Origin of the sequence: Luteolibacter rhizosphaerae (genome assembly GCF_025950095.1) — a bacterium.
GTDB classification, from domain to species: domain Bacteria; phylum Verrucomicrobiota; class Verrucomicrobiia; order Verrucomicrobiales; family Akkermansiaceae; genus Haloferula; species Haloferula rhizosphaerae.
Genome location: NZ_JAPDDR010000001.1, coordinates 601950 through 622164, shown reverse-complemented (window position 1 = coordinate 622164; position 20215 = coordinate 601950). Strand labels below are relative to the sequence as shown.

The following is a 20215-nucleotide window of genomic DNA, read 5'->3' as shown; positions in this document are numbered from 1 at the left end:
GCTAGCGATGTGAGGCAAAGCGTTTGGCGCGGGAGAGGGATTCCGGGGCAGCGAGGAAGTCTCGCAGCCAGTCGCGATCGAGGGGCGGGCGGAGCCACGGGCGGGCACCCGGGAGACGCTTGAACTGGCGATGGCAGGCAGGGCGATAGGCCGGGCCCTTCTCACGCGCGATCCAGTCCTCCGAGTGCAGCCACCACGCGATGAAGGGTGCGGCCAGCGCATGCATCCGCTGCAGGTCATCCGTCTTCAGGAAGGGAGAGGGCCACTCGCCCGGGATGGCGGATTGGCCGCCGTTCCAGACATGGCAACGACCCAAGGGCCGGACGTAAATGAAGCCCTGACCCTGCCGGGAGAACCAGCCTGCACAAGCACCATGCAGCTCGATGCTGCCGCCCTGCCACGGCAGTTTGTAGTGGCTGGTGCCCTTCAGCCCCGCGGACGGCTCGCGACAGAAGCCCTGCCGGACGAGCAGGTTTCCACCCGGGTTCACCACATCTAGGCCCCAAAAGAACATCTGTTGCTTGAAGCCGCCTGCCAGGTCCCGGAAGAGATCCGGCAGGCGGGATGGAATCGCCATGTTCCGCGTAGCCATGATGCGATCAGCGGCGACGGCGGAGAAGGAGGCCGAGCATGCCCAAGCTCCCTAACAGGGCGGAGGCGGGCTCAGGCACCACGTGGAAGGTAAGGGTCTCCGTGGAGGACTGGAACCCATCGGTCACGTGAGTACCGCTCACGGTCATCTCGATCTGCCAAGTGCCGGCCTCGGTGAAGCCCCAGTTGTAGTGAGCGTGGCTGCCGGGCGGCAGGATGAGGGAATCGCTTCCGGGATCGGCAGTGGACATGCGCAAGAGGACCTCGCCGAAGGAGCCCGACTGCCAGAGGGCGAATTCACCATTGCCGCTGGGCGAGGTCACATTGCCCAAGGTGAAGGTGATGTTTCCCCACTCGGAGAGTTCGAGCTCTTCCGTGGCCAAGCCCAGGAAAGGAAGATCGGGATCCTGAACCTCCGGGAGCACCCAGATGGTCTGACCGGTGCCGGCACCCAAGGCCGGGAAATCGATGGGTAGGACGAGCGAGGACGAGGTGCTGGCGATGACGGTGACATCGGGGATGTCATACTCGACATCCCCCGTCACGGAGCCATCGACCGTGGCGCCATCGGCATGGAAGTGGAAATGGAAGTCGCCCGCTTCATAGGCCACGCCGAAGTCGCCGTGACCGCTGGTGTAGAGCGCGGCGGAGGAAGGCAGGCACAAGAGCGCCATGGCCGAGCAGAGAGCAGGCAGGGTGCGGAGCGAAGGGGGAGTTGTCATGTTCATGGTCATGGTTGGTGTTGTCAGGGCCCGGTCACATCGAACCGGAAGAAGGCACGCGAAGGATTCGCGGAAAGATCATCGAGGCGGCGCTTCATGATGCGGCCCCAGGCATTCCCCTCCTCCGCGCCATTCTCGAAGAGCTCCATGGGGAAGCCGGGGGACTGTGGCGAACGGTAGTGCCACGCATGAAGATCCGCGGAGCGGCCCGGCCTGAGTTGCCATGAGGAGCCATTGAGAGGGTCCTTGTAAGTATCCCTCAGGAAAGGGAAGGCCGGACGCCCCGCCCCGTCGCGCGTCAACGCCGGTTGGAGCCGGGCATCCGGCCTGGAAGGGTCAAGGCCATGCCAGAAGAGGAGGAACTCCGCGGAATTGGTGAGGCCATCGCGATCCGGATCGGCTTGGGGATCGGCAAGGGTTCCCGGCGCCAAGTTGGCCGCTGCCTCGAAGCTCGCGCTCCAATCCTGATAAGTAAAATCGACGCCGAGTCCGGAGCCGAAGACGAGAGTGAAGGGCCCCGTGCTTTCCGGCACGCCTTCTACCAAGACGCCGAGGCGAAAGATTCCCTTTGCGGTGAAGGCTGCTACGAGGTTCCTCGTAGTTCCGGGATCGAGTGGCAGGACATCCCCCACCCCGTCGGCCAAGGCGGTGCTGCCATCGAGGAAGGCGAAGTTCCCGGGGCCGCTGAAGCTCACGATCTTCAGGCCGAGGCCGGTCTGTGCGGAGGCGGGCAGGCCGGCCGAGACGAGGGCGGGGTCGATTCCGACTCCATTCGCCATGGTAAGCGGCCCGGTGCCAAAACTCATGGGGACCTGCCACTGCGCACCGGGCAGCAAGGGATGAGCCGCGGCAGGCTGCCGCGCTTCGATCATCACGCGATCCGGGGGATAAGCCACCGACTCCGCGGGATTCGCGACGGCAAGAGCAGGTAACACGCGGACCGAGGCTCCGGCTGCTACCGAAGATGAGAAGGGCACCGCGAAGCGGAAGGTCCTGCGTGCGGAAGTGAGGACATTCCCGTGAGCTGGCATGAGCTTGCCCTTCGCCTCGAAGGTGAGCTCGTAGGTTCCCGGCTTGGTGAAGCCCCAGTTGTAGTGCGTGTGCGAGGAGACCGGGATCGTAGGGATCTCATCGGCCGCGCCGATGCCATCGGTGCTGTCGAAGGAGAAGACGGTGGTGCCGAGGCTTTCGGTCTTCCACGTGGCGAACTGCCCTCCCGCCGCCGGACCGGTGCCGGTCATCGAGACCAAGCGCATGGAGACACTGCCCTGAGCATTCGGCGAGTAGCTATTCCCGACGCGGGCTTGGAAGAGGCCCGCGGCCATGGTGGTCCGCACGCCAAGATAAGGGGTGCCGGACAGGAGATTCTGCGGCAGGACCCAGAGCGGGGTGCCAGCAGGACCGAATCGGCTGAAGGTGCCGGGCGGCGTGGGGACGACCCTCGCGGTGGCGGGCGAAGCGAGGATCACGGTCGAGTCCGGATCCATGCGCACCACACCATCCTGCGAGCTGAAATCGTCATCCCGATCGTAGGAGACGGAGAAGTTCCAGCCGGCGTCGGGGTTTCCCGGAACGGGCTGATAATCGAGGTGGATCTCGTAGTGCCCGTAGAGGAGATCCATACGGGGAGACGCGGCCGAAGCGGCAAGCGCCGGGGCGAGGAGCAGGAGTGGCAGGAGTCGTCCGGGCACGACGCAGCCTTTTCGCATTTTTATTGCATTAGCAATATAAATTCATACGCATCTTTTTTTCATGCGCCTACGGTGTGCGATAGCAAGCTTTCTTGGAATGACATGGATCCTTCGAGGACAGGATCTTTTGGAGGAGTTGCCGGAGGAGGAGGCCTTGGAAGAAATCGTGGTCACCGCCGATTCGGGCGGGGATATTCCCCCTTCCCTCGCGGATTTCTCGATCCAGAAGGTGCAGTCGATTCCGGAAGAGGTGCTGCGGAGGAATGCGCAGGCGAGCCTCGGCGAAACGCTGGCGTGGGAGCCCGGGGTTTCCTCCGGATACTTCGGCCCCGGGGCATCGCGACCGGTGTTGCGCGGATTCGAGGGAGTGCGGGTGCGGATGCTGCGGGACGATCTGGGCACCTTCGATCTCTCGGATATCAGCCCGGATCACGGCGTGGCGCTGGAGCCCGCACTGCTCGACGGAATCGAGATTCATCGTGGTCCGGCATCCCTGCTCTACGGGAACTCCGCGATCGGCGGGGCGGTGAATGCACGGAGCAAGGTGATCGCACGTGAGCGGATGGAGAAGGAGGTCTCCGGAGCATGGGAGACCCGCTATGACAGCCAAGGAAGCGGTCGAGCGGGGGCGGGCCATCTCTCGCTGGCAACCGGTCCCTGGGTGCTGCGTTTCACCGGCTCGGCGCGGAAGGCGGAAGACATCGCGATTGGCGGGCGGGCGCGGACTCCCGCCTACCAAGCACTGGAGAACCCGCAAATCTACCAGCCCGGAAGCGGAGCATTGATCGATGTTCCGAATCCCGACGGGATGCTGCCGAACTCCGCTCACCAGTGCAGCACTTGGTCCGCTGGGCTGTCCCTAATCCCGGAGCAGAGTCCGCTGCGACTAGGGATCTCGTACTCGCGCTTCGATACGAGGTATGGCGTGCCCTACCTCTATCCGGGCGATGCCACCGACCTCTTCGGCGATTACACGCTGGAGCTGATGCAGGACCGGCTCGACTTGGAAGCGAGCCTCGCTCCCGAGCAAGGCCCCGTGAAGGGGATCGACCTGAAACTGGGCTACGCGGACTACGATCATGAAGAGCTATTCCGCGGGCTGGGCAAAGACGCGGGACGGGACTACGCGGATACCATCCTGGCGAAGGATGCCTTCGAGGCGCGGCTCGACGTCAGGCACGAGGCACTGGACGGACGCCTCAGCGGGACGGCGGGAATCAGCGCGAACATGGAGCAGCTCACGGCGACCCGCGCGATCTATCCGCCGCCCGACTTCCAGCAGGCGCGGAACGAGCTCCGGGGGAAGGGCGAAGGGATCTATCTGTTAGAAAAATACCAATCCGGCGAATGGACCGGCCAACTCGGCTACCGGCTGGAAGCGAGCCGGGTGAAGGCCCTAAGCTCGGAGCAATCCGGCTATGTGCGCGGTGAGAGCGGGTATTCGCAGAGCCTGTCCTCCGCGCTCACATGGGATCGCGAGGGCTTTGCGGGGATGGACCGGCTGGCCATCACCGGCATGGCATCGAGGATCGAGCGGCTCCCCACCGCGACGGAGCGCTATGCCTTCTGGCACAATGCCGGGATCGGGCGCTTCCTCATCGGCGGGGACATGGATGGCACGCCGCTGTCCACCGAGGCATCGCTGGGAGTGGAGCTGGGGATCGAGGCGGAGAAGGGGCCGGTGAATGCCCGGGTGAATGGCTACCACTACGACTTTGACAACTTCATCTTCCTGCAAGAGGCACCGGAGCTGACCGGCGGCTTCGGGCGGGCGGTGCAGTACATCGAGCGCGCCGCCACTTTCACCGGATTCGAAGCGGAGATCGATTGGGAGATCATGCCGGGGCTGCGTCTGAACCTGATGAGCGACTATGTGCGGGCGGAGAACCGCAGCGACCACGAACCGATCCCGCGGATGCCGCCGCTGCGATTCGGAACGAGGGTGGAGTGGAAGAACGACCGTGTGACCGTGGGCTTGGAAGCACGCCATGCGACCGCGCAGGAGCGGGTGAAACCGGCTCCGCGTGCAGAGCTGCCGAGCGACGACTACACGCTGGTAAATGCCGACATGAACTGGGAGTTGCCGGTGGAGGGGCAAAAATTCGAGTTCTTCCTCCGCCTCAGCAATCTGCTCGATGAGGAGGGGCGGGTCTCGACCTCCTTCCGCAAGGACGTGGCTCCCCTGCCCGGCCGCGGGCTCTCCCTAGGACTGCGGCATGAATTCTGAGACTCTTGGTTCACGTCAAAAATACGCGCTTGCACTTTTATTACATTAGTCCCTTTGTGGCAAAAATGCTGCGCGCGCTTATCAGCTCACTCCCCCTCTTACTGTGTCTCGCCCCCGTGCTGATGGCGGCGGATGGTCATGACCACTCCGGGCACGATCACGACCATCACGGGCATTCGCATGCAACCGAGGAGAAGGAGGGCTGGTTCCGGCTGGACCCCCACCTTAATGCAGCGATCGCGCTGGGCGGTTCCACCTCGGAAAAGAATCTGGGGCTGATCCGTGGGAGCCATGCGCCGATCGACGATGGATTCAACCTGCAGGGAATCGAGCTGGGCGTGGTGGCAGGACTGGGAGAGTCGGTCTCACTGCATGCGAACCACAATGTCTTCTGGGACAACTTCGACGGCTGGGACGGCGAGTGGGAAGAGGCCTTCGCCGCGGCGAAGCTGCCAGGCGGCGTGAGCATCCGGGCCGGCCAGTTCTTCGCGCCCTTCGGCTACGAGAACACGCTGCACCTGCATGCGCGGCGCTTCGTGGAACCGCCGATCTCGATGATCCGCCTGCTAGGCGAGGAAGGACTGGTGGTGCAGGGTGGCGAGCTGGCGTGGTCACTGCCGGGAACGCAGGACCGGTGGACGATCCACTTCGGCTACGGACAAGCGCGCGAGCACTCCCACGGCTCGCAGCGGGAACTACGACGCGAGGCGTACTTGGAGGGAATCGAGCACGCCGGGGAGCATCACGAAGAAGAAGGAGAGGAAGAGGAGGAGCACGGTCACGAGCACCACTCGCACGGCTTTGCCGGGAACGGAGGGGTGTATGACCCGGAGCAGGCTTATTTGGGCGACGGCTTTTTCTTCGGCCGCCTGGAGAGAAAGGTGGAGCAAGGGCCGGTGGACCGGGCGGGCATTTCCTTCGCGGCGGGGCAGAACGGATTCGGCCGCAGCACGTGGACCGCGGGAGCGGATGTGGGAGGAGACCGGGAGCTGGGCGGCTTCCCGATCTGGTGGCAGGGCGAGGCCTTCTACCGCGCGGTGGAAGCGCGGGATGAAGCGGGAATCAAGGGCGACTACGACGAGCTTGGGATCTATCTGGCCTGCGGCTGTGAGTTCGCGAAGGACTGGACCGCGGGGAGCCGGGTAGAGTGGGTCTCCGGGAACCGGATGGCCGGCAACGAGCGGCGCTGGCGTGCCGCGGCGAACGTGGGAAGACGCTTCGAACTGGCGGAGATGGCTGACCTGCACACCCGAGTGCAGTACACCTATGACCGTCTGGGCGGCTATGCGGACGAGCACAGCGTGTGGCTACAATTCGTGCTCGATGTGGGTGAAGACCACGGGCACCGGCACTAGGCGCGGCGAAGCGTCCGGCAAATGAAATGGACGAGCAGCATGCCCGCACAGGCGGCGATGCCCGCGACCAGGGGCTTCGCCTGAGTGGGGAAAAGCAGGATGAAACCCTTGCCCTTGATCAGCGTCGAATAGCTCGACACGCAAAAGGGAAAGAGAAAGAGGCGGAACTTCGTCCATGGGTCCATGCGCTGGCCGGGGACACCGGTGGCGAAGATCAGGGCGATGCCGATCAAGCCGGAGATCCCGAGGGCGGAGAGCCAAATGGCGGGCGAGGGATCGAAGTAGCAGGCGACCACCGCGAAGTACCAAGCGAGGTAGCACCAGAGCACGAGCTTCGGAGGACGCAGCGCGGCGAAGTAGCGGATGGGACCCATCTCGTAACCCGTTAGTCCCAGACGGTGCCTTGGTTCAGGGCGGCGATGCCTCCCCATGCGAAGGAGCGGCGCAAGGTTTCGCCGAGATACGCCTTCGCGTCCTGAACCGCCTGGTGGAGATCCGCGCCGAGCGCCAACTGCGCGGCGATCGCGGCGGACAGGGTGCAGCCGGTGCCGTGCGAAGCGGCACCCTCGATGCGGTCCGAGCGGAACCACTCCGGCAAGCCGTCATCCCAAAGCAGATCCGCACAGACCGGAGCGCCGAGATGGCCCCCCTTGAGCAAGACGGCGCAGCCATGGCGGGCGGAAAGCTCGGAGGCGGCGCGCTCCATGGTGAGCTCATCCCGCACGGGTGCCCCCCAGAGCACCTCGGCCTCATCGAGATTCGGCGTGATGACCGAGGCGAGGGGGAACAGGCGCTCCTTGTAGGCGGAAATGGCATTCTCTTCCAGCAGAGGATCGCCGGTGGAGGCGATCATGACCGGATCGATGACGAGCGGGATGCCGCGGTACTCCGAGAGGATTTCGGTGACGGCAACGATGTGGGCCTTCGAGAAGAGCATGCCGGTCTTGATCGCGGCGATGGGGAAGGCGTCCAACATGACGCGCAACTGGTCTTGCAGGATGGCCGGGGGCACGGCGTGGACGGAGCGGACCACCGCCGGTGTCTCCGCAACGACGCAGGTGACGGCGGTGAGGCCGAAGACGCCGTGATGCTGGAAGGTCTTCAAGTCCGCCTGCAATCCCGCGCCTGCCGAACAATCGGAACCGGCGATGCTGAGGGCGACGGGAGGGGGCGTATTCACGCGCGGAGGATAAGGCCAAGCCCCGATGCGAAGCAATCCATGATCGACAGCGGGCGACGGGAAGATAGCGATAGAGTCCATGGAAAGCCCCTATCTCCCGCCCTCCTCCACCCCGCCGCCAATGCCCCTGCACACGCCATCGGGGATCGAACCGGGTGTGGTGAAGGCCTTCGGGGTGATCCACCTGATCTTCGCGGGGCTGGGATTCCTGATGGGGACGTGGAGCTTCGTGTCCATCTTCTTGACGGGGATGTTCCTCAACCCGAAGACGCCGGGCTACGCAGCACAGATCAAGATGCAGGAAGACCTGAGATGGATCACGGTGATGTCAGGAGTCTTCACCCTGGGGCTGGCGATCCTGCTGCTGATCTCCGGGCTCAAGCTGGTGCGTTCGCAGCCGGCGGGGATCCCATGGTCGAACCGCTACGCGTGGGCATCCATCACCACGAAGGTGATCTCCGGCGTGGTGACCGCGCTGTGGGTAATCCCGCTGACGCGGCAGATGATGGCCGAAACGATGGGAGGCTCCGGGCTGCCCTCCGGAGCGGAGAAGGGCATGGTCTCCGCCATGGGGTCCATGATGGTGGTGAGCAGCGTGATCACCCCGATCGCCTCCTGCATCTATCCGGCGCTGGCGCTCTATTTCCTCAATCGCCGCGACGTGAAGGAGTGGGCCGCGGCCCGCCTTTCAGGTGGTGTTTGAGGATGCGCTTCACTTCGACGGCGGCCTGCGGGCAGGCAGGCACGCTGTGATTGTAGGGGACGATGCACTCGCTCTCCACGCGATCGAGATGCGATGACCAATAGGGGACGATGCCGTCGGAACTCTTCGGCGTATCACCGCGGCCGCGATCGCCAATGACCGAGTGGATGGCGAGTCGATCCCGGAACGGAACTTCGCCCAAGGCCTTGTAGGCGGGATAAGAAGGCGAGAGCGAGCCGATGCTGGTGAACCAGCCCTCCGGAGAGACCTCTCCATCGGTGGCCAAGCTGCCCAAATCGTTCAGGGTAACCGCCACGAGATCGATGGTCAGCTTTTTGGGCAAGCGGATCATATGGCGGATGACGGTGGAGAAGAAGCGGTCCGCCATCGGTGAGCCGCGGTGAGGTGCGGCCATGAAGATCACGCGGTCGGGGGGCTCCAGCGGCTCATACATGGTCAGGAGGCGGATAGCTTCCCGCATGTCCTTGTTGTCCGTGACCTTCTCCAAGGGGCGCTGGTGGAAGGCCTTGAAGAAGGCGTCTCCCGGTTTCTTGAGCGAGGCATGGGTGATGACACCGCCCATGGAGTGACCGATCACCACCATCTGCTCCCACTTGTCGGTGGGGCCGTGTTTCTTGGCGTAGCGATCCGCCTTCACCATCGCGAGGCGGAAGAGGGCGGCGCTGTAGAGCCAGTTGTTCCCGGTGGGATAGCTGTAGAACCAGACCTGGTAATTCTGGCGGAACCACGGCTCGCGGTTGAGCTCGTTGTAGAGGCGCTTGAAGGTGCCCGGGCTGGAGTTCAGGCCGTGCACCATGACCACGGGGATCTTCTTCGGGTCGTAGGGTGCGACCACGTAGAGGGAGGTCTCATCGCTGAAGCGGCTCGGCAGGAAGACCTTCTCCATATCGAGGTCGTCGAGATCGCTCATCTGCCAGTAGAGGGCGGAGGGTGCCGACCAATCCGCCGCCAAGGGCAACTTGCGTTTGCCCGCCTCGACATCGCGCACGCGACCGGGATAGGCGAAGGACCACTCGGGCGGCTTGCCGGCGGGGAAGCGCAGCAGAGCGGTAAGATTCAGCGGCACGCCGGTGGGCGGCTCGAATTCCCAGCGCGGCTTGCCCTCCTCCGCGGTTTTCTTCCAGCCGACCACGGGCAGCCCCATGCCGTGCTCCACGTGCCGGTCGCCGATCGCCTTGGTCGAGACTTCCGAGGCCGGGACGAGGGCATCGAGATCCTGCAGGCGGATCCCCGCACCGAGGGAGCGGGATTCGTCGAAGACGCAGCCCATGGCCGCGGCGCGATCGTGCAAGGTCCCCTCCCCGCAGCGGAGGCGGTCGAAGAGCTTGGCCACCGCCGTGTTATAGCTGGCGATCGCCTGAGGGTCGCCGCTACGTGCTGCGGTCTGCCAAGCGCTCTTCGCTTCTTGGAGCGTGAGTGCGGGGTCGACGCGCGAGGCGCGAGGGAGGGTGCGGCACTGCGGCGGAGAGGGCGTGCCGCAATTCGCCAGGAGAAGGACACCGGCGAGGAGGGCGATGAGCTTCGGGGTTCGCATGGGAGGGGCGAAGGTGGAAGCTAGCTCAGCGGGCTTGGATCGCGGTGATCGCCCGTTCGATGAAGACGGAAAGCTCGGCATCCGCTCCGGCACGGGCGGCTTCGAGCACCGGAATGCTTTTGGCGCTGCCATTCTTCCCCAAGAGCCGGGCGGCGGAGCGCTTCATCGAAGGTGCTGCCTTGTCGAAGTGGCTCAGCACGAGGTCTTCGATCGCCGGACCGAAGTTCCCGTAGAGTTCTTCCCAGCGGTTGTGATCGGCCACCCAGAGAGCATCGACCAGCGGAATGGCTTCCTGATCCTTTGAAGTCGCGAGGAACTTCACCATGCTCTCCGGCACCTCCCCCCCCTTCGGCGGGAGCTTGGCCAACGCGGCACGGACCGCAGGCACCGAGCCATCCTCCGGCTCCGCCCAGACAATCAGAGCGCGGCAGATCTGATCCTGCATCCGGACATCGCCCTCCTTCATCAGCTGAAGCATCCGTGCCACGATGTCCTTACGGTAGAGTTTCGGCTCGGCATCCGCCAAACGCACGACCGCATTGCGACCGCGCTCCAGATCGATGCTCTCGAGCTCGCGTCGGTTCATCTCGTAGAAGCTCGGGTTGTCCCGGTTCGTGAGTTTGTCGAGGGGGCCTTCTTTGAAACTTTCGTTGTCCACCGCCACCTCGATCACGCGCAGATCGTCGATCACGCGCTTCACCTCGCCGAAGCGTTCGCAGAGGCGGGCCAGCTCCGACAAATCCTGGCTGACTCCGGACACCACCATGAGATAGTCCGGCGTGCGCGGATAGATGTGGGATTCCGGATCCGCGCCGGTGCTGCGGATGATATAATCGCGGATCTGGAGGCGGTGGTAGCCCTGCATGCCGCGCAGCCAGATGCCTGCGGCGCTCTTCCCAGCCAGCTCGGGAGAACTCTTGTAGCGCTCGATCTCCCGCTCCACCTGTTCGTAGCCGAGCTCCTTCTTGAGCGCGCCGTAGGTGGGATCGTGAGGCTCGTCCCGCTCCGGCGGGACTACGGGATTGACCACCAGATTACCGCTATCCTGGCTCTTCGGGGTGTCTCCCTCGGTAAAAAGGAAAGGGAAGGAAAGCAGCAGACCGCTTGCGAGAAGCGCCCCGATGGTCGCCCGGATGCGAGCCCCGGGGTTCGCGGCGAGGAGGAAGACCCAGGCAATGACCGCCGTGAATGCAGCAAGCATCAGGCGCTTGGACTGGGTAGCTCCGTCGAGCATGCCGCCCGGCTTGCCACCGAAGGCCAGCAGCATGAGCACCAGCACCACCGCCGTGACTGCCACCAGGCCGAAGATGAGGCGGAGCGGGGAAGTCCCCGCGACGGGCGTATGGATCGGCTCCTGCACGTAGTGCGCGGTCTGGAAATTAGTCGCCAGTTCGCGGCCCTTGGGAATCCTTGAGAATTGGTCGAGGCCGCGGTCGCGCCGCTCACCCGGGTAGAACCTCTTCTGTCGCACCACCACCTCGTCATTCACCCGGAACCGGTGTTCGCAGGTACCGCACTCCACCATGCGATCCATCAACTCCGGCCCCACCTTGAAGCGCTGGCTACACCCGGGGCAGCGGATCGAAAGTTTGTCAGCATCACTCTGTCGGTCATCCATGCGGTGGCGTCATCATTGGATGTTCCCGGGGCCAATGCAACCCGCGATCCGCCCCTTGCCGCGGGACAAGCTTGCAGCGGCAAGGCCCCGCCGCTAACAAGCGCTTATGTCGCCCTCGATCCAAGCCCTGCTCGTGCTCCAAGACCGCGACCGCCGCCTCCGCGGCATGAACGAGGATCTGGAGCGCATCCCGAAGGACGAGGCTCGCGCGAAAGACCGGCTCTCCGGAGACGAGGTGGCGGTGACGAAGGCCCGCGAGGAACTGATGGCCAACGAGGTGGAGATCAAGAAGGTCGAACTGGACGTGGGCACACGGCGCACCACGATCCAACGGCTCAAGACCCAACAGTTCGAAACCCGGAAGAACGACGAATACCAAGCCTTGGGCCACGAAATCGTCCGTTACGAAAAGGATGTAGACCAATTCGAGACCAAGGAGCTGGAGCTGATGGAGCGGGCCGATGTGCTACGCGCCATCTTGTCGGGAGCGGAGGCAGCATTGGCAAAGACCAAGCTGCTGGTCGATGAAGACTTGGCCTCGCTGGCGGAGCGCAAGAAGCGGATCCAGGGAGAAGCCGCCGAGGTGAAAGCCGAACGCGAACGACTGGCTGCGGATGCTCCTGCCGCCCACATGCCGATCTACGAGCGCCTGCTAAAGACGAAGAACGGACTAGCGATCGTGCCCGCCATCGGCGGCAAGTGCAGCGGCTGCCACATCAAGCTGGTGGCCTCTACCTTGGTGAAGGTGAACTCGGGCGTGGAAGGCACGCAGTGCGAGAGCTGCGGGCGTCTGCTCTACGCGGAGGATTGAAGAATTTTGCAGGATCCCCTCTCCCGCTGGATCGCAGGAGAGGCCCGGGCAGAGCGCTCAGCGGGCGCTGCCGTCGGAGTTGTAAAAGGCCTTGCGGCGTTCTTCCACGGTCACGAGCCAGTTCATCATGTAGATGGGAGGCAAGGCTGCCGGGTGAGTGATCGGCTTGAGGTTCACATCGATCTTGCTGGCGGCGGCATCCGCTCCGCTGCTCATCTTCATGTCGAGCAGGTGAACCGGCGTCTCCGATCCCGTATCGCCGCCCAAGTGCCCGAGCTGCCCGTTCATTTCCACGCGGAACGGATCCTTCTCCGTGCCATAGCGTTTCTCAGGAGCAAACAAAGAGCAGGGCGGAAAGAAAGGCGCAGTCAAGCCCGCCGGCGTAGTCGTCGGGACAATATTGAAGTCGTCTCCGATATAGAGCCGCATATTCGTAACCAGAGAGAAGCCCTTCTCGTAATGGTGAAGGTCGTCACACTCGGTCATCAGCACCCCGTAGTCATTCTCCGGACATGGTGGGGGTCCAGGCTTGGCAAGGGCTGGATTGGCAACGTAGTCCACATTGATCACAATGGAATTGTTCACATTGGTTCCCGAAGGCCCACCTGGGAGGGCAGCGACGAACTCGCGGAGGCGTTCGGGGTAAATGGCGATCGAGCGTTTCGACCCCAACAGCTTGTTATCGAAAGGCAGGGCAGGACGGAAATAGCCCTTCTTGACCTTTGTCACACGAGGATCGCCGAAGGTGGCGTTGTCAAACCTGACCCGACCAGTCACATTCCGAATGTAATTGTAGTAGCCCTCAATGCCGTAAGCCACATCAACGACGCGAGTCCCGAAATTGTATTCCTGATTCTCTTGGGCAACTTCCGCAAATCCATCCTCTAAAGTCCTGGCAGTCTGCGGATTTACGGGCGGAAACATATTAACATCCATCGTGCGCCGCGCGCTTCCTGTCGTTCCGGTGAGATAGGAGAAGCGATAAACCGAAGGAGTAGGATTCGTGGGAGTGAGGACTTCTTTCACGTCCAATCGAAGCGCACATTGGAGAGCTCCGACAGAATAGTTATTCCACGAGGTCGGCGACAAGACGTTGACCTCTACATCCTTGTTGGTTGCATGAAAGCGATCGAAAAACTCGATCCCCCGATTGATCGGAACAAACGCAGCTCGGCCAGCCTCGGATGCCAAGGTAACAGGCATAAAAGCCCCTTCATGCTTGATTTCGTATTTCTCCCGGACTCCCGGATCGAATGGGTTTCCACCGAGATCTTCCGTACCGACCTTAACGTCACTAGCCAAGGTAAGGCCGCGACGGCCTGAAATGCGATCGATGTGAAGTCCCGAACCCACCTCTGCCCGGGTGGTGTAAACGGCACCTTCAATCGTGGTGTTTGCCCACTTCTCCCCATCGGCATGCTTGCCGAGATTGACGAAGCTCTCCGCTGAAATCGCGAGTTGGGAGGGAATCTCGTAGATCGAAAGGATGAAGTCGCGCTCACCCACGCTGCCATCGCCGCGGGAGAAGCTGTTAAGGACCTGATCGTTCTCCCCGAGCTGCATGCTGAAGGCCCACCAGTTCCGTTTGGCCACGAAAGGTTGACCGGGGGCGGAGTAGCCGAAGCGGATCTCTGGATAAGGGATTACATTCAGCCGGGAATAAGTGGCCACCGGCAGGGTAACTCCAGCGCTGGCCAAATTGGAATAGATCTTCGAGTTGGTGATGATCGGATAGTCCTTGTCCTGATCCGCGATGGCAGTTGAGCCTTGCAGGGGCACCGGGAAGCCACCACCCAAGGAACGGTTCATTCCCGTGGACATGTAACCGGGCTCCGGCTCGATCGCATCGAAGATATTGTTCAGATTGGCCAGTGTGGAATCGCCATTATTGGCAACGATGGAAGTTCCGGCCCCCATGCTCGTTTGCAACTGCGTCGAGACAGAACTGCGGGCGTTCGATTGGGTCAGAGCATCCGAGAAGATGGCCTGCCAGCGGAGTTGAGTTGCCTCCGAAGAGGCACCACTCTTCATGGCTCGGATGGCGCGATTCGGCGTGATGTTCACGATGGCTCGAAGGATCTCGTCTTCCTTGTCGGCAAAGTCCACGCGGATCTGGGTTTCCGCCTGAACCTTGTGAGCCATGGTCGCGCGCTGATAGGCGCTGATCGTGAGCAGGGTGAGCACAAGCCCCATTCCTAAGACCATAACGTAGGATACGAACCCGCGCCGGAGTTTCTTATTGGAGCGTGGTAATTTCATAACTGCTGGGTGCCGCCGTAGGTGATCTCCTCGCCATTGGGACCGGTGATCTTCACTTTCAGAATGCCGGCATCGATGGAAAATTCGACATCCGCCGGCCTTGTGGATAGGGCCCACTCTGCGTCGCCCAAGGCCAAGGTGGTGGGGCTCACGTGCCGGAAGTAAAGTCCTTGCGGCTTTTCCCCTTCAGGGTCTTCAAAGGAGAGCATCGAGTAGCGGAAGCTGCCCCCTGGCTCCTTGAACTTTAGCACTAGGACGGAAGCCTCTGTCTCGGAAGGCTCTACATTATCTTCGAAGCCCTCCGGCGTTTCATAAAGCTGGAAGCCTTCCGCAGAACCGAGAACACGGGAGAGGTAGTTATTCAGCGCGGGACCGTCCGTGGTCAGGAAGCTCTGCACGTTAAAGATTTTTAGGAAAGCGAGCTGCTGGTTGAAGATGGCGAGCATCATCAACGCGAGGCCCATGCCCACGCTCATGGCCAAGGTAAGCTCTATCAAGGTGTAGGCACGGCTACGACGGAATCGTCTTTGGAGAGCTTTCATTGCGAGCGGACGACGGTACGGGATTTGATGTAGCTCCGGCGACCCACGGTATACCTCGCCACGCTCTGAAGGTGCCATACCCGCATGCCTGTGGGGTTGTTTGCCGCATTGGCATTGTCGGGGCCGGGTGTGCGTTGACGTGTAATTGTGCCGGTAATCGGCGTGCCACCCGGCAATTTGCCGAATTCGACCGTGGTGGTCACCGGATCCAAGGGCCAGAGGGAGGTCGGTCCGATGATGTTCTCAAAAGACTGCCGTTGGGCGGTGGCCTTCTCGATGGTGAGATAGGAATCGGTGATCGCCTGCTGCAGGGTCCACTGCCGCGGCGTGGTCACGTTCAGCGAAAGTTTCAAAAGGATCAGACCGATGGTCGAGAGCATCGCCATCGCCAAGGTGGCTTCCACGAGCATCGAACCGCGATGCCGTCCAGGCTTGCGGACACGCCGGAAAAACCCGATCTTCCCCGTGTGCGTTCCCATCTGATCCGGCGTTTCGCGATAGGCATCACGAGCCTCTGGCTGACATCCACCAGTGCGGAGGCGCAGGCTCTTCTCGACCCGCCCTTCGGCTTGCGCTGGGGAGACACTCCGGAGAAGTTGATCGACTGGGCTTCCAGACATTCGCTGGACGTTAACATTTTGCTTCCCGGAGATCAACCGGCGCTTCGAATTTTGAAAATTTCCCCAAAAACGGGAAATCTGCCAGGCACTGCCGCCCAGTCCGTGGAAGGACGATTTCATTCGGGAAGGCTCTTCGAGGTGACGGTGAACTACCGCGATCCCGCGACCAGCGCGGATGAAATGGAGGCCCGCTTCAACAAGCTGAAGAAGGCGCTGACCGCGGAATACGGGGCGCTGACCGCCAATCGGCAGGACCGCGCGGTGAAGGATCAATTCGCCACCCGCAGCCTCTCTTTCCACCGCGAGCCGGTGAAGGGGCTGTTCCTCCTGCTGGCCTACAGCGAGATCGAGGATCAAGTCCGGCACAGGCGGGAGGCCACCTTCTCGCTCCTCTACCGGAACGACAACCTGCGGCAGGATTTGGAGAAGCTCCTCGTCCCCGCCAAGCCGCTCTCCGGGGGCGGCGGCGGGGACAAGTAGTGCTGGGAGGGAAGCGTTCATGGCCTCGGGCAAGGGCGACAACCCGCGGGCTGTTAGCCTGACTATTCTTTTGTCGTCAGCGACCCGTTGAACTGGATGGTGCGGTCCAAGTCGAAGGTCACGTAATCGAGCCTATCGATGCCGAAGGGAGTGGAGGTGAGGAGCTCCATAGTCCAGCGACCGTCACCACCCTCGTCAAAAACACTGGAGTAATCGGTGTCCGTGAGGGTGAAGAGCAAGTTCTGCGGCAAGGTATCCGCGATCACCTTGGAGGACCCGGGCACGATCTTGCCATCGACGTTGTTCCGGACCTCGCCCTTGTACACTTGGGCATAGGTGTGGGAATCAGGATAGACATCATTCACCGTGAGCGTGATCGCCGGCAGGCTGAACCGGATCAATTGATTATCTTCGATCCCCGCGATCATTCCGTCCGCTACGGGCCAAACTTGGATATACCGCGAAGCCAGAACCTGCGGGAGCACGTGATAGTTCGGGCCCTGCTGGTCATCGAGCGACATCACCGTGAACCGTTCCTCGCCGCGCACCTTGGCCCGGTTCGTTCCCGGAACATTGTTGAGCGTGAAGCTGTAGATGCGGGTTTCTCCTTCAGGAGATGTTTCTTCCTTGATGGAAGCGGTCTGGAACAAGGTCGCTTGATCGCGGTTGATGCCGATGCCAGTCCCGCCAACCCCGTAGGACTGGACATGGTGCATGAAGTTGACGCTCTTGTAGGCCGCGGGGGCTCCAGCATCCGTCATCAATCCGTTGACTGTAACAGTCACCGAGAAAGGCTGATCCGCACGAATCCGGGGAATCGAGGTGTAAGGATCGGCGGTCATGATCGTCACCGTCGCCTGAGGCACGTAGGCCCCCACATACTGGGTTCCGAGAAGATAATCCTTTGGCGGACTGATATTTTCCGTAGTCCAAAGTTCAAAACGAGCACCGCCCGGATCGATTGAAAGGGGCGATAACTGGGCTCCTTTAGCGGGAATGGGCACGCGCCAATCGACACCGTCCGGCAACTGGACCTGGCGAAGTTGGTTAGTGAAGGTACTGCCCGTTTGAGCATTCAGGAGTGAAGGAGCGAGAAACAGTCCCGCAAGAATAAGAAGTGGCGACTTCATTTGGTTACAGCGGTTGGCTCTTGAGGAACTTTCAAGGGAAGGACCGAGATAGGGCCCTCTTGGAAAGTGGCGACGATGACGCGGGTTTCCTTTTCAAAGGATTTGATCACAGCCTCCGCCATAGGCTTGTTTCCCTCCGCCTGCTTGCGCGAGACAGGAGTAGAAGCGAGCCAAGAGCGGTTCTGTTCCGCGAACTCCTGATAGCTAACAAAGCGTGCCCCTTCCCGCATGCCGATACGGCCAGCATGAGCCTTCGGGATATGGAGAACCGAGCGCTTGGGCACCATCGTAGCAAGGCCGTTACTGCAAAGCACGTCGGAAACCGCAAGCAAGCTCGTGGGCTCCTGCGGCTTGGCCTGCTCGATCTCCTCGGGAGTTGGCTTCCGAAAGGCATTGTCATGCATCTGCTGCTTCGCCTTCTCCTCAGCTTCCTTCCTGGCTACTTCCACGAGATCCTCATGGGTGGCGGCATTCCTGAAGACCGGTTTGACCGGCGTCTCCTGAGCTTGTGCGGCACTTGCTCCGGTGAGAACGGCAGCAACGAGGGCAGCGAAGCGCAGCGTTGAATGAATTGCAGTCCTCATGGCTTCTCAAAGGTTACGAGCAGCACCATGTCCTGAAGGTCGTAACCTTGATCGGACATCTGAGAATCGTGGTGGGTGAGCTCCATGAAGACGATGCAGTCCATGGGGCCGATCTTCACCTTACCTGACGCATCCAAGTAAGGCTTGAGGAAGCTTTCCAAGGTGGGTGCAGTGTGCAGCGGATAGGTGGTGGGAGGGCGCTCGCCGTTCACCAGAATGCGCACGTTTTTGGTGCCGCTATCCGAGTTGAAGTAGGGACCCCAAGAACTGTTGTAGTAGTACCGCCCACCAAAGCGGAGTTTCGACTGTGCAGGCAGGGCGTTAGTGCCCGTACGGGACCAAACCACCGTGCTGGGGTTCACATTGTTGTTGGTACCGTAGAAAATACGGGAATAGCTACCGGTGTTGAGGCGAAGCTGGGCCTCAGTCGGAACGAAGCTCATGTTGCTGCCGTTGCTGTTTGCCACGGTCACGCCGGCACCGAGAACCCGGACCTTCACGTTCAGCTTGGTCTTGGTCTCGATGAAACTTCCGCCGCCGCCGGTGCCAGTACCGTTGTCACCTCCCCCGCCGCCGCCACCGCCAGGATCGCTACCTCCGATAGTGACGACATCCTTGGCGACTTCGGGATAGGTGATTTCCCAAGTAATGGTCGGATTGGTTCCTGTTTGGACCGTCTGCGGAAAGGCCGTGAAGACCTTGGATGCAGGCTTCGACGGTTCCGTCGACTGGGCGAACGCGCACGGTGCGGACACACCGGTGGCAAGGAGAGCGGCCGCTAGGGCAGCCGTACGGCTAGTTTTCATGGCTGGTTTCGGGTGAACAGTTGGCAAACCTCTACAGCCTCTCCTGATTCCCTTGGCAGTGGGACTTGCCGCGGGAGAAGAGGGACCCGGCGAGGGTGCCGGGCACGGGACGGCTCACCAAGGAAGCCGGACCGTGCCCTCTCGGGACAGAGTCCCTCGCCGGGCCTCCGGAGAAACGATCGGGAAATCGCCTCTCCGGACGGGATCAGTTTGTCATGTAAGGTGGACGATCGCTCGTCCGGGTGTGTGTGTCGGGTGTGGGAACAGCAATTGTCAGGTTGCTTGTCGGGTGATCTTTCTCAGCGTTTGGGCAGACCCTCGCGGAAGTCGCCCCAGCCGGACCAAGGTCCATGCGGGACGTCGCGCGCCTCGACGAAACGCCATTGGACGCGCTCGCCGCTGCGGAAGCCCAGGAAGTCGCGGACCGCCGGGCTGATGTCGATGCCAGCCGCGTCGTTGCGGTTGGCGCGGGGTGGCTCATTGCCGAAAACGTACTGCCAGTGGTCCACCTCGAAGGGGCCCACATCTTCCCACTGCGCGTAGCAGACCTTGCCCTCGCGGTGAATCGCTACCCACCGGCCCTTGCAGACCGAGATACCGTCACCACGATATTCGCGCCAGAACCACGGGATGACCTCCGAGGCTTCCGGGCGGTGTCCGCCACCGCGGGCGACGTCGTTGTAGGGCAGTGCGACGTAGAAAGGATTCAGCTTCGGGGTGAAGCCAGCGGGCAGGAAGCCGTTGCGGCGCTCGGGATCATCGTAGCCGCCGAAGTTGGCCTGCCAACTCATGTCCCACGAGCTCATCGTATTCGGGACCGGATTGTTCTGGGTAGGCAGTTCTCCGACACAGAAGACGGTTCCCACCACATTGCCGCGCCAAGCGGCGAGGTTGGAGGGAGTGGCTTGGTCGTCTTCCACCACGATCCGGGCCTTGTCCGGAGCGCCGAAGGGGTCACTCAAGCCGGGCAGGGCCTCGCGGCGATTCTCCAGAAGCAGCCCGTGCATCTCATCCAAACGATCCCCCAACAGCGCTCCCTGCGCGACCGGCACCAAGGCCGGCGCGAACGCCAGGATAAGCATGGGGAGGGATATTTTCATGAAGGGGCAGCTTCTTAAAAAAAAAATCAATCCGTCAGGACTCTTCGCCGCGGACTATGAACAATCAGGAAATTCAAACAAGAAATTTCTAACGATATTTTGAACGCTTTGAAGAAACCGTTGTCTAAGGCGCATTCTCGAAAGAAATACTGAGGAATCAACGGTTTGCACCGGATTCAAATGTCCGATTTTGCGGCAGGAATCCCGATGGCAGCGCGGATCCTCCGACCGAAAAGTCCCG

At 61.9% G+C, this 20215-nt stretch carries 19 protein-coding genes; 5 read left to right on the top strand and 14 right to left on the bottom strand.

The window, feature by feature from the left end:
• Position 1 precedes the first annotated feature (1 nt).
• Genes OJ996_RS02480 through OJ996_RS02470 form a run of 3 tightly spaced genes read right to left on the bottom strand, consistent with a single transcriptional unit; the run spans position 2 to position 3004 of the window.
• Complete coding sequence (locus OJ996_RS02480) at positions 2–592, bottom strand: hypothetical protein (protein ID WP_264510795.1); 591 nt, start codon at positions 590–592, stop codon at positions 2–4.
• Between the two features lie 7 nt (positions 593–599).
• Positions 600–1313 (bottom strand): choice-of-anchor M domain-containing protein, encoded by a 714-nt coding sequence (locus OJ996_RS02475; RefSeq protein WP_264510793.1) that lies wholly within the window; start codon positions 1311–1313, stop codon positions 600–602.
• Positions 1314–1336: 23 nt separating this feature from the next.
• Positions 1337–3004 (bottom strand): choice-of-anchor M domain-containing protein, encoded by a 1668-nt coding sequence (locus OJ996_RS02470; RefSeq protein WP_264510791.1) that lies wholly within the window; start codon positions 3002–3004, stop codon positions 1337–1339.
• A gap of 97 nt (positions 3005–3101) precedes the next feature.
• On the opposite strand from OJ996_RS02470, the gene OJ996_RS02465 reads away from it, so the two are divergent.
• Positions 3102–5231, top strand: a complete 2130-nt coding sequence (locus tag OJ996_RS02465; protein WP_264510789.1) for a TonB-dependent receptor — start codon at positions 3102–3104, stop codon at positions 5229–5231.
• 65 nt (positions 5232–5296) lie between these two features.
• Positions 5297–6586 carry a porin family protein gene (locus OJ996_RS02460; RefSeq protein ID WP_264510787.1) on the top strand — a complete coding sequence of 430 codons (1290 nt, stop codon included), beginning with the start codon at positions 5297–5299 and terminating at the stop codon, positions 6584–6586.
• On the opposite strand, the gene OJ996_RS02455 is transcribed toward OJ996_RS02460, so the two are convergent.
• Positions 6583–6960, bottom strand: coding sequence for a hypothetical protein (locus tag OJ996_RS02455; protein WP_264510785.1), 378 nt, complete (start codon positions 6958–6960; stop codon positions 6583–6585). The genes OJ996_RS02460 and OJ996_RS02455 overlap by 4 nt on opposite strands.
• Before the next feature lie 11 nt (positions 6961–6971).
• Positions 6972–7766, bottom strand: coding sequence for a bifunctional hydroxymethylpyrimidine kinase/phosphomethylpyrimidine kinase (gene thiD, locus OJ996_RS02450; protein WP_264510783.1), 795 nt, complete (start codon positions 7764–7766; stop codon positions 6972–6974).
• A 79-nt stretch (positions 7767–7845) separates the two neighbouring features.
• Between thiD and OJ996_RS02445 the strand changes: the two genes are divergently transcribed.
• Entirely contained in the window at positions 7846–8469 is a 624-nt protein-coding gene (locus OJ996_RS02445) for a hypothetical protein (RefSeq protein WP_264510781.1), read from the top strand.
• On the opposite strand, the gene OJ996_RS02440 is transcribed toward OJ996_RS02445, so the two are convergent.
• Positions 8414–10024, bottom strand: coding sequence for an esterase/lipase family protein (locus tag OJ996_RS02440; protein WP_264510779.1), 1611 nt, complete (start codon positions 10022–10024; stop codon positions 8414–8416). The two genes, OJ996_RS02445 and OJ996_RS02440, sit on opposite strands and share 56 nt — an antisense overlap.
• 25 nt (positions 10025–10049) lie before the next feature.
• Positions 10050–11642, bottom strand: a complete 1593-nt coding sequence (locus tag OJ996_RS02435) for a zinc ribbon domain-containing protein (RefSeq protein WP_264510777.1) — start codon at positions 11640–11642, stop codon at positions 10050–10052.
• Between the two features lie 106 nt (positions 11643–11748).
• Between OJ996_RS02435 and OJ996_RS02430 the strand changes: the two genes are divergently transcribed.
• Positions 11749–12453: a zinc ribbon domain-containing protein gene (locus OJ996_RS02430; protein ID WP_264510775.1), complete on the top strand. Its 705-nt coding sequence runs from the start codon at positions 11749–11751 to the stop codon at positions 12451–12453.
• A 57-nt stretch (positions 12454–12510) separates the two neighbouring features.
• Here the strand turns inward: OJ996_RS02430 and OJ996_RS02425 are convergent, their stop codons facing one another.
• The 3 genes from OJ996_RS02425 to OJ996_RS02415 are packed head-to-tail and all read right to left on the bottom strand — an operon-like array spanning position 12511 to position 15658.
• Entirely contained in the window at positions 12511–14712 is a 2202-nt protein-coding gene (locus OJ996_RS02425) for a hypothetical protein (protein WP_264510773.1), read from the bottom strand.
• Entirely contained in the window at positions 14709–15254 is a 546-nt protein-coding gene (locus OJ996_RS02420; protein WP_264510771.1) for a type II secretion system protein, read from the bottom strand. Before OJ996_RS02420 ends, OJ996_RS02425 begins: the two co-directional genes overlap by 4 nt.
• The gene (locus OJ996_RS02415) at positions 15251–15658 is read right to left on the bottom strand and encodes a hypothetical protein (protein WP_264510769.1); all 408 of its coding nucleotides are present in this window, start codon (positions 15656–15658) and stop codon (positions 15251–15253) included. The genes OJ996_RS02420 and OJ996_RS02415 overlap by 4 nt, the downstream gene beginning before the upstream one ends.
• 63 nt (positions 15659–15721) lie before the next feature.
• Here OJ996_RS02415 and OJ996_RS02410 point away from each other — a divergent pair, with 63 nt between their 5' ends.
• Positions 15722–16354, top strand: a complete 633-nt coding sequence (locus OJ996_RS02410) for a hypothetical protein (protein ID WP_264510767.1) — start codon at positions 15722–15724, stop codon at positions 16352–16354.
• Positions 16355–16416: 62 nt separating this feature from the next.
• Here the strand turns inward: OJ996_RS02410 and OJ996_RS02405 are convergent, their stop codons facing one another.
• From OJ996_RS02405 to OJ996_RS02390, 4 genes are all read right to left on the bottom strand, one after another.
• On the bottom strand, positions 16417–17196 hold the full coding sequence (locus tag OJ996_RS02405; RefSeq protein ID WP_264510765.1) for a hypothetical protein: 780 nt from the start codon (positions 17194–17196) through the stop codon (positions 16417–16419).
• A gap of 284 nt (positions 17197–17480) precedes the next feature.
• On the bottom strand, positions 17481–18068 hold the full coding sequence (locus OJ996_RS02400) for a hypothetical protein (RefSeq protein WP_264510763.1): 588 nt from the start codon (positions 18066–18068) through the stop codon (positions 17481–17483).
• Positions 18065–18874: a hypothetical protein gene (locus OJ996_RS02395; protein ID WP_264510761.1), complete on the bottom strand. Its 810-nt coding sequence runs from the start codon at positions 18872–18874 to the stop codon at positions 18065–18067. The genes OJ996_RS02400 and OJ996_RS02395 overlap by 4 nt, the downstream gene beginning before the upstream one ends.
• Positions 18875–19173: 299 nt before the next feature.
• The gene (locus OJ996_RS02390; protein ID WP_264510759.1) at positions 19174–19974 is read right to left on the bottom strand and encodes a hypothetical protein; all 801 of its coding nucleotides are present in this window, start codon (positions 19972–19974) and stop codon (positions 19174–19176) included.
• Positions 19975–20215 lie beyond the last annotated feature (241 nt).

Excerpts from the sequence above, each read along its gene's own strand:
- OJ996_RS02480 (WP_264510795.1), bottom strand. The coding sequence starts at position 592 with ATGGCTACGCGGAACATGGCGATTCCATCCCGCCTGCCGGATCTCTTC.
- OJ996_RS02475 (WP_264510793.1), bottom strand. The coding sequence starts at position 1,313 with ATGACAACTCCCCCTTCGCTCCGCACCCTGCCTGCTCTCTGCTCGGCC.
- OJ996_RS02465 (WP_264510789.1), top strand. The coding sequence starts at position 3,102 with ATGACATGGATCCTTCGAGGACAGGATCTTTTGGAGGAGTTGCCGGAG.
- OJ996_RS02460 (WP_264510787.1), top strand. The coding sequence starts at position 5,297 with ATGCTGCGCGCGCTTATCAGCTCACTCCCCCTCTTACTGTGTCTCGCC.
- OJ996_RS02455 (WP_264510785.1), bottom strand. The coding sequence starts at position 6,960 with ATGGGTCCCATCCGCTACTTCGCCGCGCTGCGTCCTCCGAAGCTCGTG.
- OJ996_RS02445 (WP_264510781.1), top strand. The coding sequence starts at position 7,846 with ATGGAAAGCCCCTATCTCCCGCCCTCCTCCACCCCGCCGCCAATGCCC.
- OJ996_RS02440 (WP_264510779.1), bottom strand. The coding sequence starts at position 10,024 with ATGCGAACCCCGAAGCTCATCGCCCTCCTCGCCGGTGTCCTTCTCCTG.
- OJ996_RS02435 (WP_264510777.1), bottom strand. The coding sequence starts at position 11,642 with ATGGATGACCGACAGAGTGATGCTGACAAACTTTCGATCCGCTGCCCC.
- OJ996_RS02430 (WP_264510775.1), top strand. The coding sequence starts at position 11,749 with ATGTCGCCCTCGATCCAAGCCCTGCTCGTGCTCCAAGACCGCGACCGC.
- OJ996_RS02425 (WP_264510773.1), bottom strand. The coding sequence starts at position 14,712 with ATGAAATTACCACGCTCCAATAAGAAACTCCGGCGCGGGTTCGTATCC.
- OJ996_RS02420 (WP_264510771.1), bottom strand. The coding sequence starts at position 15,254 with ATGAAAGCTCTCCAAAGACGATTCCGTCGTAGCCGTGCCTACACCTTG.
- OJ996_RS02405 (WP_264510765.1), bottom strand. The coding sequence starts at position 17,196 with ATGACCGCCGATCCTTACACCTCGATTCCCCGGATTCGTGCGGATCAG.
- OJ996_RS02400 (WP_264510763.1), bottom strand. The coding sequence starts at position 18,068 with ATGAGGACTGCAATTCATTCAACGCTGCGCTTCGCTGCCCTCGTTGCT.
- OJ996_RS02395 (WP_264510761.1), bottom strand. The coding sequence starts at position 18,874 with ATGAAAACTAGCCGTACGGCTGCCCTAGCGGCCGCTCTCCTTGCCACC.
- OJ996_RS02390 (WP_264510759.1), bottom strand. The coding sequence starts at position 19,974 with ATGAAAATATCCCTCCCCATGCTTATCCTGGCGTTCGCGCCGGCCTTG.